This is a genomic window from Siccirubricoccus phaeus, assembly GCF_008360935.1.
GTDB classification, from domain to species: Bacteria; Pseudomonadota; Alphaproteobacteria; order Acetobacterales; family Acetobacteraceae; genus Siccirubricoccus; species Siccirubricoccus phaeus.
In genome coordinates, this window is record NZ_SRXO01000027.1 from 1 (window position 1) to 17,721 (window position 17,721).

12 protein-coding genes and 2 pseudogenes are annotated in these 17,721 nt (G+C 73.3%); all 14 read left to right on the forward strand.

Features of this window, described 5'->3' with window-relative positions; translation table 11 throughout:
- Nucleotides 1–191 (forward strand): annotated as a pseudogene (locus E5N76_RS29865) (hypothetical protein); the annotation flags it as partial.
- The gene (locus E5N76_RS25680) at nucleotides 188–2,437 is read left to right on the forward strand and encodes a peptidoglycan D,D-transpeptidase FtsI family protein (protein WP_149540560.1); all 2,250 of its coding nucleotides are present in this window, start codon (nucleotides 188–190) and stop codon (nucleotides 2,435–2,437) included. The pseudogene E5N76_RS29865 and the gene E5N76_RS25680, both read left to right, overlap by 4 nt.
- The gene (locus E5N76_RS25685; RefSeq protein ID WP_408021730.1) at nucleotides 2,424–3,923 is read left to right on the forward strand and encodes a UDP-N-acetylmuramoyl-L-alanyl-D-glutamate--2,6-diaminopimelate ligase; all 1,500 of its coding nucleotides are present in this window, start codon (nucleotides 2,424–2,426) and stop codon (nucleotides 3,921–3,923) included. The genes E5N76_RS25680 and E5N76_RS25685 overlap by 14 nt, the downstream gene beginning before the upstream one ends.
- Nucleotides 3,920–5,356 carry a UDP-N-acetylmuramoyl-tripeptide--D-alanyl-D-alanine ligase gene (locus tag E5N76_RS25690; RefSeq protein WP_149540564.1) on the forward strand — a complete coding sequence of 479 codons (1,437 nt, stop codon included), beginning with the start codon at nucleotides 3,920–3,922 and terminating at the stop codon, nucleotides 5,354–5,356. The genes E5N76_RS25685 and E5N76_RS25690 overlap by 4 nt, the downstream gene beginning before the upstream one ends.
- On the forward strand, nucleotides 5,353–6,441 hold the full coding sequence (gene mraY / locus E5N76_RS25695) for a phospho-N-acetylmuramoyl-pentapeptide-transferase (protein WP_149540566.1): 1,089 nt from the start codon (nucleotides 5,353–5,355) through the stop codon (nucleotides 6,439–6,441). The genes E5N76_RS25690 and mraY overlap by 4 nt, the downstream gene beginning before the upstream one ends.
- Nucleotides 6,438–7,802, forward strand: a complete 1,365-nt coding sequence (gene murD / locus E5N76_RS25700; protein WP_149540568.1) for a UDP-N-acetylmuramoyl-L-alanine--D-glutamate ligase — start codon at nucleotides 6,438–6,440, stop codon at nucleotides 7,800–7,802. Before mraY ends, murD begins: the two co-directional genes overlap by 4 nt.
- Complete coding sequence (locus tag E5N76_RS25705; RefSeq protein ID WP_149540570.1) at nucleotides 7,802–8,980, forward strand: FtsW/RodA/SpoVE family cell cycle protein; 1,179 nt, start codon at nucleotides 7,802–7,804, stop codon at nucleotides 8,978–8,980. The genes murD and E5N76_RS25705 overlap by 1 nt, the downstream gene beginning before the upstream one ends.
- 43 nt (nucleotides 8,981–9,023) lie before the next feature.
- Nucleotides 9,024–10,154, forward strand: coding sequence for an undecaprenyldiphospho-muramoylpentapeptide beta-N-acetylglucosaminyltransferase (gene murG, locus E5N76_RS25710; RefSeq protein ID WP_187830404.1), 1,131 nt, complete (start codon nucleotides 9,024–9,026; stop codon nucleotides 10,152–10,154).
- On the forward strand, nucleotides 10,155–11,600 hold the full coding sequence (gene murC, locus E5N76_RS25715) for a UDP-N-acetylmuramate--L-alanine ligase (RefSeq protein ID WP_149540572.1): 1,446 nt from the start codon (nucleotides 10,155–10,157) through the stop codon (nucleotides 11,598–11,600).
- An 83-nt stretch (nucleotides 11,601–11,683) separates the two neighbouring features.
- Nucleotides 11,684–12,595 (forward strand): annotated as a pseudogene (gene murB, locus E5N76_RS25720) (UDP-N-acetylmuramate dehydrogenase); the annotation flags it as partial.
- A gap of 131 nt (nucleotides 12,596–12,726) precedes the next feature.
- Complete coding sequence (locus E5N76_RS25725) at nucleotides 12,727–13,650, forward strand: D-alanine--D-alanine ligase (RefSeq protein ID WP_149540574.1); 924 nt, start codon at nucleotides 12,727–12,729, stop codon at nucleotides 13,648–13,650.
- 38 nt (nucleotides 13,651–13,688) lie between these two features.
- Complete coding sequence (locus E5N76_RS25730; protein WP_149540576.1) at nucleotides 13,689–14,576, forward strand: cell division protein FtsQ/DivIB; 888 nt, start codon at nucleotides 13,689–13,691, stop codon at nucleotides 14,574–14,576.
- Nucleotides 14,573–15,871, forward strand: coding sequence for a cell division protein FtsA (gene ftsA / locus E5N76_RS25735; protein WP_149540578.1), 1,299 nt, complete (start codon nucleotides 14,573–14,575; stop codon nucleotides 15,869–15,871). The genes E5N76_RS25730 and ftsA overlap by 4 nt, the downstream gene beginning before the upstream one ends.
- A 140-nt stretch (nucleotides 15,872–16,011) precedes the next feature.
- Nucleotides 16,012–17,568, forward strand: coding sequence for a cell division protein FtsZ (gene ftsZ / locus E5N76_RS25740; RefSeq protein ID WP_149540581.1), 1,557 nt, complete (start codon nucleotides 16,012–16,014; stop codon nucleotides 17,566–17,568).
- Nucleotides 17,569–17,721 lie beyond the last annotated feature (153 nt).

A 17,721-nucleotide genomic window follows, 5' to 3' on the forward strand; every position in this document is an offset into this window, starting at 1 on the left:
GGCCCGCGCCCCGCCCGGTGGTGGCGCAGGCCGCGCGCCCCGCCCCCACCCCGATCGCTGCCCCGCGCCCGGCGGAGCCGCCCCTGGCCTCGCCCGGCGGCTCGCTGCTCGGCGGCGGCCGGCCGCTGCTGGCCCCGCCCGTGCCCTTCGGCAGCGCCCATGCCGCCACCCTGAACGGGGGCGGCAGGTGAATTTCATCCCGGACCAGCCGGCCGAGATCGCACCGCCCTCCCCGCACGCCGCCCCGGCCGGCAGGCCGCTGCCGCGGGAGGCGGCGCCGAGCCACGCCCTGGTCCGCATCCCGGCGCCGGAACTCGCCCGCCGCGCCCAGATGGAGCGGACCCGCGGCCGGCTGGTGCTGGCCGCGTTCGGCTTCGCCACCCTCTTCGCGGCGGTCGGGGTGAAGCTGACGCTCGCCACCATCCTGGACCCGCTGGCGCCCCGGCTGCGCCCTGCCGCCCGCGTGCCCACCGGCGAGCCGACGGTGACTCGCGCCCCCATCACCGACCGCAATGGCGAGGTGCTGGCGGTCTCCCTGCAGGTGACGGAGCTCTACGCCAACCCGCAGGAGATCAACGACCCGATCGAGGCCGCCGACCGGCTGCTGACCGTGCTGCCGGGGCTGGACCGGGAGAGGCTGATCGCCCGCATCACCCAGCGGAACGTGCCGGGGACCGAGACGCCGGTGCAATTCGCCTACATCGCCCGCAACCTGCCGCCGCGGCAGCAGCAGGCGATCAACAATCTCGGCATCCCAGGCTTCCATTTCCGCCCGGCCGAGCGGCGCTTCTACCCCCAGGGCTCGGCCGCGGCGCATGCGCTGGGCCAGGTGGATGTGGACGGCCGCGGCATCGCCGGCGTGGAGCGGCATTTCGACGCCAGGCTGCGCGACGACCGCGCGCCGCTCCGCCTTTCCATCGATGTGCGCGTGCAGGTGGCGCTGCGCGAGGCAGTGGCGAAGGCGATCGGCGACTTCAACGGCGTCGGCGGCGCCGGGGTGGTGCTGGATGCGAATACGGCAGAAGTGCTGGCCATGGTCAGCCTGCCGGATTTCGACGCTTCCGACCCCGGCGGGCTGCAGCGTCGCGCCGAAGGCGCGCCTGGACAGCGAGCCGAAGGCGCGCCTGGACAGCGAGCCGAAGGCGCGCCTGGGCTGCGAGCCGAAGGCGCGCCTGGACAACGAGCCGAAGGCGCGCCTGGACAGCGGGCGGAGGAACAGGCCGGAGGGCCGGCCCCGACCACCGGGCGGCGCGTGCCGGTGGGCCGCGGCGCCGCGGCCGCCGCCGCCGTGCCGCAGGACCGCGATCCGCATTTCAACCGCGTCACCGTCGGCCTCTACGAGCCGGGCTCGACCTTCAAGCTGATGACCGCGGCCATGGCGCTCGACTCCGGCGCGGCCAATATCTGGTCCAGCTTCGACGCCTCCCGCCCCATCCGCTATGGCCGCTTCACCATCAGCGACTACAAGGGCAAGAATCGCGTCCTCAGCCTGCCGGAGGTGCTGGCCTATTCCTCCAACCTCGGCGCGGCGCATATGGCGCTGCTGCTGGGGCCGCAGCGGCACCGCGAATTCATGGGGCGGATGGGCATGCTCCAGCGCCTCGGCGTGGAACTGCCGGAGACGGCGCGGCCCATGGCACCCTCGCCGCAGCACTGGCGCGACATCAACACCATGACCATCGCCTTCGGCCATGGCATTTCGGTCTCGCCGCTGCATGTCGTCACCGGCGTCGCCGCGCTGGCCAATGGCGGCATCCTCCGCCCGCCCACCCTGGTCGCCCAGCCCGAGGGCGCGGCGCGGGAGGGAACGCGCGTGGTGTCCGAGCGTACCTCGGACATCATGCGGCGGCTGATGCGCCTCGTCGTCACCGACGGCTCCGGCAAGGGCGCCGAGGTGCCGGGCTATTTCGTCGGCGGCAAGACCGGCACGGCCCAGAAGACCGGGCCGCGCGGCGGCTACCTGCAGGACAAGCGCATCGCCGCCTTCGTCGGCGCCTTCCCGATGAACCAGCCGCGCTACGCCGTCTATGTCATGGTCGATGAGCCGAAGCCGAACGCCCAGAGCCATGGCTATGCGACGGCGGGCTGGGTGGCGGCGCCGGCCGCCGGCATGGTGATCCGCCGCATCGCCCCGATCCTCGGCCTGGTGCCGGAGACGGAGCGGGCGCCGCAGATCCAGCAGACCATCAGCATCCCGCTGCAGCCGGCGCGGCCGCCGCGCGCCGCGCCGCCGCCGGCCGCCGCCGCCGGCGCGGTGCCGCGCGCGGGCAATGCCCCGGCCATGGTGCCGCCCGGCCCGGTGATCCAGCCCCCTGGCCCCGCCGGCAGCCAGCCGCCGCCGCTGCGCCGGACCGATGCGCCCATGGGGGCGCCCGCCGCCCCCGGGTTGCGGCTCGTCGCCATGCCTCCCCTGGAGGCCGGCCTTGCGGCTCGATGAGCTCCTCTCCCGGGCCGGGCTGGAAACGCCGCCAGGCGCGCCGGCCGCGCTGCTCGGGCTGACGGCCGACAGCCGCGCCGTCCGGCCGGGCTGGCTGTTCGCCGCCCTGCCGGGGGCGAAGGCGGATGGCCGTGCCTTCATCGCCGAGGCGGTGGCGCGCGGCGCCGCCGCGGTGCTGGCGCCGGACGGGACGGAATGGCCGGCGGGGGTGCCGGCGCGGCCGCTGATCACCGATGCCGATCCGCGCCGGGTGCTGGCCCTGCTGGCCGCCGCCTTCCATGGCGGGCAGCCGGCGGTGGTGGTCGCGGTGACGGGCACCAACGGCAAGACCAGCACGGTGGATTTCCTCCGCCAGCTCTGGGGGCTGGCCGGCGGGAAGGCCGCTTCGCTCGGCACGCTGGGGCTGGTGGCGGAAGGGTTTCCGCCCGGTCCCTCGCTGACCACGCCGGACCCGCTCGGCCTGCACGCCACCCTGCCGGCGCTGGCCCGGGCGGGGGTGGGCCGGGCGGCGATGGAGGCCTCCTCCCACGGCATCGAGCAGCGGCGGCTGGACGGGGTGAAGCTGGCCGCGGCGGGGTTCACCAACCTGACGCGCGACCATCTGGACTATCACGGCACCCTGGCCGCCTATCGGGACGCCAAGCTGCGGCTGTTCCGCGCGCTGCTGCCGCCGGGCGCGCCGGCCGTGGCGAATGCGGATATGGAGGGGGAGACGCTGGCCGCCCTCCGCGCTGCCCGCCCCGGGCTGCTGACGGTGGGGGAGGCGGGGGAGGCGATCCGCCTGCTGTCCCATCGGCCGCTGCCCGCCGGTCAGGCGCTGGAATTGGCGCTGTTCGGCAGCAAGGTGGCGGTGGAGCTGGCCCTGCCCGGCCGCTTCCAGGCGGATAACGTCATGCTGGCCGCAGCGCTGGCGGTGGCGACGGGGCTGGACGCCGCGCTGCTGCCGGGCCTGCTGCCCCGGCTGGCAGGGGTGCGCGGGCGGATGGAGCTGGCGGCACGCCTGCCGAACGGCGCCGCCGCCTATGTGGACTACGCCCACACCCCGGATGCGCTGAGCCGGCTGCTGGCCGCGCTCCGCCCGCATGTCGGGCCGGGCGGCAAGCTGCATGTGGTGTTCGGCGCCGGCGGGGACCGGGACCCGGGCAAGCGCCCGCTGATGGGCGCCGCCTGCGCCGAGGCGGCCGATTGCTGCTGGGTGACGGATGACAATCCCCGCTCGGAGGACCCGGCCGCCATCCGCGCCGCGGTGCTGGCGGGCTGCCCCGGCGGGATCGATGCCGGGGACCGGCGCGCCGCCATCGCCCGGGCGCTGGCGGCGCTCGGCCCGGGGGATGTGCTGGCCGTGGCCGGCAAGGGGCATGAGAGCGGTCAGACCATCGCCGGCGTGACCACGCCCTTCGACGATGCGGCGGTGGTGCGCGAGCTGGTCGGCGCGCCTTCCGCCGCTGGCGGGGGGCTGGCAGCCGGGTGGGGGTGCGCGCCATGAGCGGCCCCAAGCCTGGCCACCCCCGCCCCAGCCCTCCCCCGCCAGCGGGGGAGGGAGCCGTGCTCTGGACCGCTGCGGAGCTACGCGCTGCGACGGGCGGTCGGCTGACTGCCGAGGTGGCGGTGACGGGCGTCTCGATCGACAGCCGCACCCTTGCCCCCGGCGACCTCTTCATCGCCCTGCGCGATGCGCGGGACGGGCATGATTTCGTCGCGCAGGCCCTGGCGCGCGGGGCGGCGGCGGCCATGGTAGACCGCGCCCCCTCTGGTCTTGGCCCGGAGGCACCGCTGCTCTGCGTGACGGACACGCTCCAGGGCCTTACCGCCCTGGGGGCGGCCGGGCGCGCCCGTTGTGCCGGGCGCGTCGCGGCAATCACCGGCAGCGTCGGCAAGACCGGCACCAAGGAGATGCTGCGGCATCTGCTGGGCGCGCTGGGCCCCACCCATGCCGCCCAGGCCTCCTACAACAACCATTGGGGCGTGCCGCTGACCCTGGCGCGCCTTCCCGCCAGGGCGCGCTTCGCGGTGATCGAGATCGGCATGAACAATCCGGGGGAGATCGCCCCCCTCACCCGGCTGGCCCGGCCGCATGTCGCCGCCATTACGAATGTGGCGGAGGCGCATATCGGCCATATGGGCGGCATGGAAGCCATCGTGGCGGAGAAGGGCAGCATCGCGCTCGGCCTGGAACCCGGCGGCACCGCCGTGCTGCCGCGGGACAGCGCCGATTTCCCCCGCCTCGCCGAGATCGCCCGCGCCGCCGGCGCCGCCCGCCTCCTCGGCTTCGGCCGTGACCCGGCGGCGGAGATCCGGCTGCTGGAGGCTGAGACCGGCGCCGTGGGCACCACCGCCCGCATCGCCATCCAGGGCCGGGAGATCGCCATCGCCATGCCGGCCATCGGGCTGCAGCATGCGGAGAACGCCACCTGCGCCCTGGCCGTGGTCGCCGCGCTGGGCGAGGACCCGGCCATCGCCGCCCCTGCCCTCTCGGCCTATGCCCCCGGCGCCGGCCGCGGCGCCGACCGCGTCATCGCCCTGCCCGCCGGCGGCACCGCCCTGCTGGTGGATGACAGCTATAACGGCCAGCCCCCCGCCATGCGGGCGGCGCTGCGCAACCTGGCCCTCCGCCCCGCCACCCGCCGCATCGCCGTGCTCGGCGACATGCGGGAACTCGGAGAACACTCCGCCGCCCTGCATCGCGGCCTGGCCGAAGAGGCCGGTGCCGCCGACCTGGTCTTCGCCTGCGGGCCGGAGATGGCGCATCTGCTGGCCGCCCTGCCGCCGGCGAAGCGCGGCGGCCATGCCGCGGATTCCGCCGCCCTGGGACCGCTGGTCAAGGCCGCCCTGCAGCCAGGGGACGTGGTTCTGGTGAAAGGCTCGCTCGGCAGCCGCATGGCGCTGGTGGTCCAGGCGCTGACGGGAGACGCGAAGTGATCTTCAACCTCTTCGCCCCCTTCGCCGAGGATTTCGCCCTCTTCAACCTGGTGCGCTACACCACCTTCCGGGCGGGCGCGGCCTGCCTGACGGCGCTGGTCTTCTCCCTGGCGCTGGGCCCCTCCGTCATCCGCTGGCTGCGCGGCTTCCAGCGCGGCGGCCAGCCGATCCGGGAGGATGGGCCGCAGGGCCATCTGCTGACCAAGAAGGGCACGCCCACCATGGGCGGGCTGCTGATCCTGCTCGCCCTCGTCCTCTCCACCCTGCTCTGGGCCGATCTGCGCAACGGGCTGGTCTGGGCGACGCTGGTGGTGACGGTCGGCTACGGGCTGCTGGGCTTCGCCGATGACTGGCTGAAAGTGACCAAGCGCAACACCAAGGGCGTCTCCGGCCGGGCCAAGCTGCTGGTGCAGGGCGGCATCGGGTTGCTCGGCGCGCTCTGGATCATGAGCGTGCAGCCGGCGCCGATCGCCACGGCCCTGGCCCTGCCGATCTTCAAGGGGGCGCTGATCCCGCTCGGCCTGGCCTTCCCGCTGCTCGGCATGCTGGTGATGATGGGCGCCTCCAACGCCGTGAACCTGACGGACGGGCTGGACGGGCTGGCCATCGTCCCGGCGATGATCGCGGCCGGCGTCTTCGCCCTGATCGCCTATCTGGTCGGCAACAGGGTGCTGGCGGATTACCTGCAGATCATCGCCGTGCCCGGCGCCAATGAGCTGGCGGTGTTCTGCGCCGCGCTGATCGGGGCGGGGCTTGGCTTCCTCTGGTTCAACGCGCCGCCGGCGGCGGTCTTCATGGGGGATACCGGCTCGCTCTCCCTGGGCGGGGCGCTCGGCGCCATCGCGGTCGCCACCAAGCATGAGATCGTGCTGGCGATCGTCGGCGGTCTTTTCGTGGTCGAGACTGTCAGCGTCATCATCCAGGTCTTCTGGTACAAGCGGACCGGGCGGCGAGTCTTCCTGATGGCGCCGCTCCATCACCATTTCGAAAAGAAGGGCTGGGCCGAGGCCACCATCGTGATCCGCTTCTGGATCATCGCCATGGTGCTCGCCCTGGTCGGCCTCAGCACGCTGAAGATTCGATGAGCGAGTTCCGTCCCTTCGCCGGAGAACGCATTGCCCTGGTCGGGCTCGGCAAGGCCGGGCTGCCGGCGGCGCGGCGGCTGCGCGGCTGGGGGGCGGAGATCGCCTGCTGGGACGACGGCGAGGCGGCCAGGGCGGCGGCGGAGACAGCCGGCCTGCCCCTGGCCAACCCGGCGGAAGGGGGCTTCCGCTGGGATGCGCTGCTGCTCTCCCCGGGGATTCCCCACCGCCTGCCGCGCGCCCATCCGGCCGCGGCGGCGGCGCTGGCGGCGGGCAAGCCGATCCTCTGCGACGTGGACTACCTGTTCCGGGCGGTGCGGGCTTCGGGCAGCGCGGCACGCTTCGCCGGCATCACCGGCACCAATGGGAAGTCCACCACCACCGCCCTGCTGCACCACCTGCTGAGCCGCGGCGGGTTCACGGCGCTGGCGGGGGGCAATCTCGGCCCGGCCGCCCTCTCCCTGGAGCTGCTCGGGGATCAGGGCATCTACGTGCTCGAGATGTCCTCCTACAGCTTGGAGCGACTCGCCGCGACCCGCTTCAACATTGCGGCCATGCTGAACCTCACGCCGGACCATCTGGACCGCCATGGCGACATGGCAGGCTATGCCGCGGCCAAGGCCCGGATCTTCGCCCGCCAGACGGCGGAGGATGCCGCGGTGATCGGCATGGAGGACGCCTGGGGCGCCGCCATGGCGACCCCGGCGCGACGCATCCCGATCTCCGGCACCGGGCCGCAGCCCGGCGGGGTCTGGACGGCGGACCTCGTGCTGCGCGACGATGCCGGCCCGATCCTCGACCTGCGCGAGGCCCCCACCCTGCCCGGCGCCCACAACGCCCAGAACGCGGCGGCGGCCAGCGCCATGGCGCTCTGGCTCGGCCTGCCCCGGGGGGCGCTGGCCGAGGGGCTGCGCAGCTATCCCGGCCTGCCGCATCGGCAGGAAAGGGTCGGCACCCATCGCGGCGTGGTCTTCGTCAACGACAGCAAGGCCACCAACGCCGACAGCACGGAAAAGGCCCTGGCGAGCTATGAGCGGGTGGTCTGGATCGCCGGCGGCACGGCGAAGGAGGGCGGGATCGAAAGCCTCGCCCCGCTCTTCCCCCGCATCGCCGAGGCGTTTCTCATTGGCCGCGATGCCCCGCTCCTGGCGGCCACCCTCGCAGCGCATGGCGTGAAGCACAGCATCCCGGGCACCCTGGCCGAGGCCACGCGCGAGGCCGCCGCCGCCGCCTTCGCCGGCGCCGCCCCCGTGGTGCTGCTCTCGCCTGCCTGCGCGAGCTGGGACCAGTTCACCGGCTATGACCAGCGGGGCGAGGCCTTCCGCGCCCTGGTCGCCGGGCTCGGCCAGGAAAGGGCCGCCTGATGGTCAGCCGCGCGGATAACTCCACCCTCGGCCGCTGGTGGTGGACGGTGGATCGCTGGACGCTGGCCGCCCTGCTGGCGCTGATCGGCTTCGGCTACGTCATGATGCTCGCCGCCAGCCCGGCGGTCGCCGAGCGCGTCATCGGCGAAGCCTCCCGCACCCTGCTCTTCCTGAAGCAGGTGGTGTTCCTGGGGCTGGCGGCGGGGCTGATGGTCACCGTCTCCCTGCTCTCGCCGCGCGACATCAGGCGGCTCGCCCTGCTCGGCTGTCTCGGCGCGCTGGCGCTGACGGCGGCCACCCTCGTCATCGGCTTCGAGACCAAGGGGGCGCGGCGCTGGCTGGCCTTCCCGCTGCTCGGCACCATGCAGCCCTCGGAATTCCTCAAGCCCTGCCTCGCCGTCGTCAGCGCCTGGTTCCTGGCGGAGGGCAATTGGGCGGCGGCGCAGCGCCTGGCGGAGCCGCAGCGCGGCCTCGGCCTGATCCATGGTCGAGTGCTCTGGCCGCTGGCGGCGCTCGGCCTGCTCGGCCTGACGGCGGCGATCCTGAAGATGCAGCCGGATTTCGGCATGCTGATGGTGGTGGTCTCGGTCTTCCTTGCCCAGGCCTTCGTCGCCGGGCTGAACCTCGCCTTCGTCGGCGTGCTGGGGGCGGGGGGCATCGGCCTCGCCATCGCCGCCTATTTCATCCTGCCGCATGTGCGCAGCCGGGTGGACCGCTTCCTCGACCCCTCCTCCGGCGACACCTTCCAGATCACCAAGGCGATGGAGGCCTTCGGCAATGGCGGCCTCTTCGGCCGCGGCCCGGGGGAGGGGCGGGTGAAGAACCTGCTGCCCGACGCCCATGCGGATTTCGTCTTCGCCGTGGCGGGGGAGGAATTCGGCCTCATCGTCTGCGCCGTCATCCTGCTGCTCTTCGCCTTCGTCGTGGTGCGCGGGCTGATCCGGCTGCTGGCGGAGGCCGATCTCTTCGTCGTGCTGGCGGCCACCGGGCTGCTCGCGCAATTCGGGCTGCAGGCCTTCGTCAACATGGCCTCCACCCTGCATCTGATCCCGACCAAGGGGATGACGCTGCCCTTCGTCTCCTATGGCGGCTCCTCCGTCCTCGCCATCGCTCTCGGCATGGGCATGCTGCTGGCGCTGACCAAGAAGCGCGGCAGCCGGCTGGAGGAGAGGCTGTGATGCGCCGCGGCCAGCCTTGTCCTGCTCTGATCCGGGGGGCGGCATGATGCGCGGCCCCGCGGTGCACCCCATCGTCATCGCCGCCGGCGGCACCGGCGGGCATCTCTTCCCCGCCGAGGCGCTGGCGACGGAGCTGCTGGCGCGCGGCGAGCGCATCGCGCTGATGACCGATGCCCGCTCCACCGCCTTCGCCAGCCCCGCCTTCGCCAATGCGGAGCGCTTCGTGCTGCGGGGCGAGGGCCTTTCCGGCCGCGGAGCGCTGCGTGCGGCGCGCGGCGCCGTGGCGCTGGCCGCCGGCACCTGGCAGGCGCGGCGCCTGCTGCGGCGGCTGGGCGCGGCGGCGGTGGTGGGGTTCGGCGGCTATCCTTCCGTGCCGCCGCTGCTCGCCGCGCTCGGCATGCTGGGGCGGCGGCCGGTGACGGTGCTGCATGAGCAGAATGCCGTGCTCGGCCGCGCCAACCGGCTGCTCGGCCGCCGGGCGGATGCGCTGGCGCTCTCCTTCGCCGCCACCGGGAAGCTGCCGGAGGGCGCGCGCGTGACCGTGGTGGGCAACCCGGTCCGCCCCGCCCTCGCCGCGCTCTCCGGCACGCCCTATCCGATGCCGGACGGGGCGATGCGGCTGCTCATCCTGGGTGGCTCGCTCGGCGCGAGAATCTTCGCCGATGTGGTGCCGTCTGCCATCACGGCCCTGCCGGAGGGGCTGCGGCAGCGCCTGGTGGTGGCGCAGCAATGCCGGCCGGAGGACCTCGGCCGCGTCCGGGAGGCCTATGCCGCCGCCGGCATCCCCGCCGACCTCTCCCCCTTCTTCCCGGATGTCGCCGGGCGGCTGGAAATGGCGCATCTGGTCATCGCCCGCGCCGGTGCCGGCACGGTAGCGGAACTCGCCTGCGCCGGCCGCCCCGCCATATTGGTGCCGCTGCCGCATGCGATCGACGACCATCAGCAGGCCAACGCAAGGCTGCTGGAGGAGGCGGGGGCGGCCGTGGTGGTGCGCCAGGCGGATTTCACCGCCGAGCGGCTGGCCGAGGAGCTGGCCCTGCAGCTTGCCGACCCGCGCGCCCTGGCCCGCGCCGCCGCCTCCGCCGCGAAGCTCGCCCAGCCGGAAGCGGCGCGGAATCTCGCCGACCTCGTCCTCTCCCTGGTCCGCGCCCGGACCGAACAGGAAGCTCTCTGAATGCGCGCCCTGCCGCTCACCATCGGCCCCATCCATTTCGTCGGCATCGGCGGCATCGGCATGTCCGGCATCGCCGAGGTGCTGCACAATCTCGGCTACCAGGTGCAGGGCAGCGACATCGCGGAGGGCTACAACGTCGCCCGGCTGCGGGAGGCGGGGATCCCCGTCGCCATCGGCCATGACGCGGCGAATCTCGCGGAGGCGCAGGTCGTCGTCGTCTCCACCGCGGTGCGCAAGGACAACCCCGAGGTGGCGGCCGCCCGCCAGCGGCTGATCCCGGTGGTGCGGCGGGCCGAGATGCTGGCCGAGCTGATGCGGCTGAAATGGTCCGTCGCGGTCGGCGGCACCCATGGCAAGACCACCACCACCAGCCTCGTCGCCTGCGTGCTGGAGGCGGCGAAGATCGACCCCACCGTCATCAATGGCGGCATCGTCAACGCCTATGGCACCAACACCCGCCTGGGCGAGGGCGAGTGGATGGTGGTGGAGGCGGATGAGAGCGACGGCTCCTTCCTCCGCCTGCCCTCGGTCGTCACCATCGTGACCAACATGGATCCGGAACACCTGGACCATTGGGGCACGGCGGAGGCGATGAAGGAGGGCTACGCCCAATTCGTCAGCAACATCCCCTTCTACGGCTTCGCCGTGCTCTGCCTGGACCATCCCGAGGTGCAGGCGATGATCCCGAAGCTGGACCGCCGCATCGTCACCTACGGCTTCTCCCCCCAGGCGGATGTGCGGGCGGAGAAGCTGCTGACCGACCGCAAGGGCGCGACCTTCACCGTCACGGTGCAGGACCGCGTGACCGGCCGCGCCCGCACCATGATGCCCTTCCGCCTGCCCATGCTCGGCCAGCACAATGTGCAGAACGCGCTGGCCGCCATCGCCATCGGCGTGGAGATGGGGATCGACGAGGAGACCATCCGGTCGGCGCTGGCCGGGTTCAAGGGCGTGAAGCGCCGCTTCACCCGCGTCGGCGAGGCGAATGGCGTCACCGTCATCGATGATTACGGCCACCACCCGGTGGAGATCGCCGCGGTGCTGAAGGCGGCCCGGCAGGCGGGGGCGCGGGACGTGATCGCCGTGGTGCAGCCGCACCGCTATTCCCGCCTCGCCTCGCTCTTCGAGGATTTTTGTACGTGCATGAATGATGCTGGCACAGTCATCGTGGCTGATGTCTACGCCGCCGGTGAGGCGCCGATCGAGGGCGTGGACAAGGATTCGCTGGTGGAGGGGCTGCGGGCGCGCGGCCATCGCAGCGTGGTGCCGCTGCCGGGGCCGGAGAGCCTGGCCGAGATGCTGCAGGCCATCGCCAAGCCGGGCGACTACGTGGTCTGCCTCGGCGCCGGCAGCATCACCAATTGGGCCCATGCCCTGCCGGACCAGCTCGCCGCGCTGCAGCCGGGTGGCCGCGCCGCCGCCGTGCTGCCGCTGAGGCGTGCATGAGTGCACTCATGGCCCCTCCCCGCATCCGGCCCTCCGCCGTCATCCCCGGGCCTGACGCGGGCATCCCTGCGCGGGCGCCGGAGATGGCCGGGCCCGGGCCGGCCATGACGGTCGCGCCGGGCCCTGTCCCTGCCCTCCGCGGCCGGGTCCAGGCCGGGGCGAAGCTCGCGCCCTTCACCTGGTTCCGCGTCGGCGGCCCTGCGGAATGGCTGGTGCGGCCGGCGGATGCGGAGGATCTGGTGGCGCTGCTCGCCGGGCTGCCGGCGGCGACTCCGCTCACCGTGCTCGGCGCCGCCTCCAACCTCATCATCCGCGACGGTGGCCTGCCGGGCGTGGTGCTGCGGCTGGGCGGCGCCTTCGGCGCGGTGGAGGTGGAGAGCGACGGCGTCATCGCCGGCGCCGCGGCGCTGGATGCCGTGGTGGCGCAGCATGCGGCGCAGGCGGGGCTCGCCGGGCTGGAATTCCTCTCCGGCGTCCCGGGCAGCATCGGCGGCGCCGTGGCGATGAATGCCGGCGCCTACGGGACCGAGGTGAAGGACGTGCTGGACTGGGCCGAGGTGACGACCGCCGCGGGCCTGCAGCGGCTGCCGGCCGCGGATTTCGCCTTCGCCTATCGCCATGCCGCCCTGCCGCCGCGCGGCGTGGTGGTGCGCGCCCGCTTCCGCGCCGCCCCGGGCGAGCCCGCCGCCATCGCCGCCCGCATGGCCGACATCCGCGCCTCGCGCGAGGCGGCGCAGCCGGTGCGCGCCCGCACCGGCGGCTCCACCTTCAAGAACCCGCCGGGCGCGAAGGCCTGGGAGCTGATCGACGCCGCCGGCTGCCGTGGCCTGGTGCTGGGCGGCGCCCAGGTCAGCGAGAAGCACTGCAATTTCCTCCTCAACACCGGCACCGCCACCGCGGCGGAGCTGGAGGCGCTGGGCGAGGAGGTGCGGGCGCGCGTGCTGGCACGGAGCGGCATTGCGCTCGAATGGGAAATCAGGCGAATCGGCCTGCCGCACAACAGCCCTGCCCCGGTGGCGGGGGGTTGGACGCACTGCGTCCAACGGATGGGGGTGGAACAGCCGGCGGCGGGGACGACCATCCCCACCCCGGCCCTCCCCCGCACAGCGGGAGAGGGAGAAGTGGCATGACGCGCGTTGCAGTCCTCTATGGCGGCATCTCCTCGGAGCGCGAGGTGAGCCTCGCTTCCGGCGAGCAATGCATCGCCGCGCTGCGCCAGGCCGGCTTCGCCGCCACTCCCATCGAGGCGACGCGCGATCTCGGTCGCCTGGTCGCTGCGCTGGAAGCGGCGAAGCCGGATGTCGTCTTCAACGCCCTGCATGGCCGCTATGGCGAGGATGGCTGCATCCAGGGCGTGCTGGAATGGATGGGCCTGCCCTATACCCATTCCGGCCTGCGCGCCTCCTCCCTTGCCATGGACAAGAATGCGGCGAAGACCGCCTTCCGCGCCGCCGGCCTGCCCGTGCTGCCGCACCGGCTGGTGACGCTGGAGGAGCTGGCCGAGTCCGACCCCATGTCGCGCCCCTATGTGGTGAAGCCGGTGAGCGAGGGCTCCTCCGTCGGCGTCCACATCCTCCGCACCGGCGACAACCGCCGCACCGAGATCGCCCGGGAATGGCGCTTCGGCACCGAGGCGATGGTGGAGGAATACATCCCCGGCCGCGAGCTGACCGTCGGCGTGCTGGAGGACCGGGCGCTGGCCGTGACGGACATCCTGGCCGATGCCGGCGCCTTCTACGACTACTCCTCGAAATACGCCGAGGGCGGCTCCCGCCACATCCTGCCGGCGGGCATCCACCCCAAGGCCTACAGCCAGGCGCTGGAAGTGGCCGTCGCGGCGCACAAGGCGCTGGGCTGCCGCGGCGCCACCCGCGCCGATTTCCGCTATGACGACACGGAGGGCGAGCCGGGAAGGCTGGTGCTGCTGGAGCTGAACACCCAGCCTGGCCTGACGCCCACCTCGCTGCTGCCGGAACAGGCCGCCTTCACCGGCATGCCCTTTCCCGCACTCTGCGCCTGGATGGTCGAGAACGCTCGCCATGGCCCATAGCCCCACCCTTTGCGCCCGGATGACCGGGAATGACCGCCATGGCCCGTGAACCCGCAAGGCGTGCGCGCGGGGCGGTGACCAGCAAGCCGCCGACCCGCCCTTCCCGCCTCCGCCTCTGGCTGCGCCGCCGGCGTGGTCTGGCGCGGCCGGCCGGGCTGGCGCTGCTCGGCGCCGGCGCGCTCGGCGTCGCCGCCCTGGCTGTGATGGCGGCGGACCCCTATGGCCGCCTCGCCAGTCTCTGGGAAAGCGCGGCGGAGATCGGCGCCGGCGCCGGCCTGACGGTGCAGGAGGTGGTGCTGGAAGGCAGCCGCAACACGCCCCAGGTGCTGGTGCGCGAAGCCCTCTCCATCCGCCGCGGCGACCCGATCCTCGCCTTCGACCCGCAGGCGGCGCGGGAAAGGCTGGAGATGATCCCCTGGGTCCGCACCGCCCATGTGCAGCGCCACCTGAACGGCACCATCCGGGTGACGCTGGAGGAGCGGAACCCCTTCGCCATCTGGCAGCAGGACCGCCACTTCTCCATCATCGACCGCGAGGGCAAGGTGGTGGAAAGCGCCAGCCTCGGCGCCTTCGGCCCGCTGCCCCTCGTCGTCGGCCACCGCGCCAATGAGGGCGCGGCGGCGATGATCGACCTGCTGCGCCGCCAGAAGGAGGTGAACGACCGGGTGGAGGCGCTGGTGCGCGTCGCCGGCCGTCGCTGGAACCTGGTGCTGCGCAACAAGGCGGAGGTGCTGCTGCCGGAAGGGCAGGAGGAAGCCGCGATCCTCCGCCTCGCCGAGCTGCAGGCGAAGCAGGCGCTGCTGGACCGGCCGCTGGCCGCCATCGACCTGCGCCTGCCGGACAAATTGGTGCTGCGCCTGCCCCAGGCCGCCCAGCCGGCGGCGCCGGAGCCGGTGCTGCAACGGGTGAGGAATGGCCGCGGATGAACCAGATCGCCCGCCTGCCCCCGGCCTTCGAGCCGCCTGCCCCCGCCCCCGGCCGCCGCCGCGGCGGCCGCAGCGGCATTTTCGGCGTGCTGGATCTCGGCAGCACCAAGATCGTCTGCCTCATCGCCCGCATCGAGGGCGATGGCGCCGCGCGCGTGCTCGGCTTCGGCTGGCAGCGGGCGCAGGGCATCAAGGGCGGCAGCATCGTCGATCTGGAAGCCGCCGAGCGCGCCATCCGCGCCGCCGTCGGCCAGGCGGAGGTGATGGCGGATACGCAATTGCGCGGCGCCATCCTCAACCTGTCCTGCGGCCAGCCGGAAAGCCGGCACCAGCACATCCAATGGCCGATCCATGGCCGCGCGGCGACCGAGGCCGATCTCCGCGCCATCCTGCATGAGGGCCGCCGCCGCTGCGCCGAGGAAGGGCGGGAGACGGTGCATGGCTTCCCCCTCGGCTTCGCGGTGGACGCGACGCCGGGGGTGGAAGACCCGCGCGGCATGATCTGTGAATCGCTCACCGCACGGCTGCATCTGGTGGATGCGGCGCAGGCCTCCTTGCGCAATCTCGGCGCCTGCCTCGCCCGCTGCGACCTGGAGGTGGAGGAGCTGGTGAGCGCGCCCTTCGCCGCCGGCCTCGCCACGCTGGTCGAGGATGAGAAGCAGCTCGGCGCGACCGTCATCGACATGGGGGGCGGCACCACCTCGCTCGCGGTCTTCGCCGAGGGACATCTGCTGCACACCGCGCAGCTCGCCATCGGCGGCTGGCATGTGACGAACGACCTGGCGCGGCTGCTCTCCACGCCGCTCGGCCATGCGGAGCGGCTGAAGACGCTGCATGGCGGCGTGCTCGGCGCGCCGGAGGATGAGAAGGAATGGCTGCCGGTGCCGATGGTGGGGGAGGCGGAGGACCAGATCGCGCGGGTGCCGCGCGCCATGGTCGTCGGCATCATCCGCCCGCGGCTCGAGGAGACTTTCGAGCTCATCAAGGACAAGCTGGAAGCCGCCGGGCTGGGCCAGGAAATGGGCCGGCGGGTGGTGCTGACGGGCGGCGCCAGCCAGCTCGTCGGCGCGCGCGAATTGGCGGCGCGGGTGCTCGACCGGCAGGTGCGGCTCGGCCGCCCGCATCCGGTGCGCGGCCTGCCGGAAACCGCTTCCGGCCCGGGCTTCGCCGCACCGCTCGGCCTGCTGGCCTGGGCGGCGGGCGAAGGCCGGCCGTTGCTCGATCTCGTGCCGGGGCCCGACCACGCCCCGGGGCTGTTCCGCCGTCTGGTGAACTGGCTGCGGGACAGGGCGTAGCGGGACGGGGCGCGCGCAGCGGGGAGCGTGCGACGCCCTGTGGATAGTGAGGAAGCTGTGGACGACTCGCGTTTCCCGGTGGGGGCCGGAGGACACGACTCGAAACCGTCGTTTAGGATTTGTGGAAGGGGGATTTCCGCATGACTCTCAACCTGACCCTGCCGGTGTCGCAGCACACCGATTTCAGCCCGCGCATCACCGTCATCGGGGTCGGCGGCGGCGGCACCAACGCGGTCAACAACATGATCGCCATGGGGCTCGACGGGGTCGAGTTCGTGGTGGCGAACACCGATGCGCAATCCCTGGTGCACAGCAAGGCGGAGCGCCGCGTGCAGCTCGGCCCGCACCTGACCCAGGGCCTCGGCGCCGGCGCGAAGCCGGAGATCGGCCGCGCTGCCGCGGAGGAAGCCACTGAGGAACTGGCGAAGCATCTCGACGGTTGCCACATGGTCTTCGTCACCGCCGGCATGGGCGGCGGCACCGGCACGGGGGCGGCGCCGGTCATCGCCCGCATGGCGCGGGAGCGCGGCGTGCTGACGGTCGGCGTGGTGACGAAGCCCTTCGACTTCGAGGGCCCGAAGCGTCGCCGCGCCAGCGATACCGGCCTCGAGGAGCTGCAGAGCTTCGTCGACACGCTGATCGTCATTCCTAACCAGAATCTCTTCAGGCTCGCCAACGAACGCACCACCTTCCAGGAAGCGTTCAAGATGGCCGACAACGTCCTCTACATGGGCGTCAAGGGCGTGACCGACCTGATGGTCAATCCGGGCGTGGTAAATCTCGACTTCGCCGATATCCGCACCGTCATGGCGGAGATGGGCAAGGCGATGATGGGCACCGGTGAGGCCGAGGGCGAGGACCGCGCAGTGAAGGCCGCCGAGGCCGCGATCAGCAACCCGCTGCTGGAGGACACCTCCATGCGCGGCGCCAAGGGCGTGCTGATCAGCATCACCGGCGGCTACGACCTGACGCTGTTCGAGGTGGATGAGGCAGCGAACCGCATCCGCAAGGAAGTGGATGAGGACGCCAACATCATCTTCGGCTCCTCCATCGACGAGACGATGAACGGCCGCATCCGGGTTTCCGTCGTGGCCACCGGCATCGATGCGGTACCGTCCCAGGCGGCGGCGCCGATCGGCCAGCCCACCGCCGGGGCGGCGAAGCCGGAGGCGCTGACCCTGGTGCCGGGCGGTCGCCCCGGCCGCCCGGCGGCGGCGCCGGCGGCCCCTACCGCACCGCAGGCCGGGGCGCGCCGCGTCGCCGGGGTGCCGGGCAGCTTCCTGCGCCCGGCCGCGGCGGTGGCGCAGCCGGCGGCGGTGCCCGCCGCTGCCCAGGCCGCGGCGCCGGCGGCCGGTCCTGCCCTGGGCCCCGTGCTGGTGGAGGAGCCCGCGCCGGCAGAGCCGCCCATGGCCCCCGCCGTGACGGCACCGGCCGCCGAGGCGCCGCGCCGGCCGCTGGTGGCCCAGCCGAGCGTCGCCCCGCCGCCGCCCCCGCCTGCCTCCGGCGGCCTGCGCGGGCTGTTCCAGACCGTCACCGGCCGTTCCGCTCCGCTGCTGAAGCGCAACCTGACCGAGCCGACCCCGCCGCCGGTGGCGCCACGGCTGGAACCGACGCCCGCCCGCACACCGGCGCGGCCCTCGCCGGAGGCAGAGGTTGGGCTGGAGATCCCCACCTTCCTCCGCCGCCAGTCGAACTGACGCCCGACGCCGGAAGGGCAAGGTTTTCGCCAGGGGCGCGCCGCAGGGCGCGCCCCTTTTCGCATTTCCGGTTCAGCGTGCCTGGCTGCAACCATTCCTGCTTCCTCCGGGCCGCGACCGCACCCTTTCCAGCTTTCGGCACGCCCCGATTGT

Excerpts from the sequence above, each read along its gene's own strand:
- E5N76_RS25690 (WP_149540564.1), top strand. The coding sequence starts at position 3,920 with ATGAGCGGCCCCAAGCCTGGCCACCCCCGCCCCAGCCCTCCCCCGCCA.
- murD (WP_149540568.1), top strand. The coding sequence starts at position 6,438 with ATGAGCGAGTTCCGTCCCTTCGCCGGAGAACGCATTGCCCTGGTCGGG.
- E5N76_RS25705 (WP_149540570.1), top strand. The coding sequence starts at position 7,802 with ATGGTCAGCCGCGCGGATAACTCCACCCTCGGCCGCTGGTGGTGGACG.
- murG (WP_187830404.1), top strand. The coding sequence starts at position 9,024 with ATGATGCGCGGCCCCGCGGTGCACCCCATCGTCATCGCCGCCGGCGGC.
- murC (WP_149540572.1), top strand. The coding sequence starts at position 10,155 with ATGCGCGCCCTGCCGCTCACCATCGGCCCCATCCATTTCGTCGGCATC.
- E5N76_RS25725 (WP_149540574.1), top strand. The coding sequence starts at position 12,727 with ATGACGCGCGTTGCAGTCCTCTATGGCGGCATCTCCTCGGAGCGCGAG.
- E5N76_RS25730 (WP_149540576.1), top strand. The coding sequence starts at position 13,689 with ATGGCCCGTGAACCCGCAAGGCGTGCGCGCGGGGCGGTGACCAGCAAG.
- ftsA (WP_149540578.1), top strand. The coding sequence starts at position 14,573 with ATGAACCAGATCGCCCGCCTGCCCCCGGCCTTCGAGCCGCCTGCCCCC.
- ftsZ (WP_149540581.1), top strand. The coding sequence starts at position 16,012 with ATGACTCTCAACCTGACCCTGCCGGTGTCGCAGCACACCGATTTCAGC.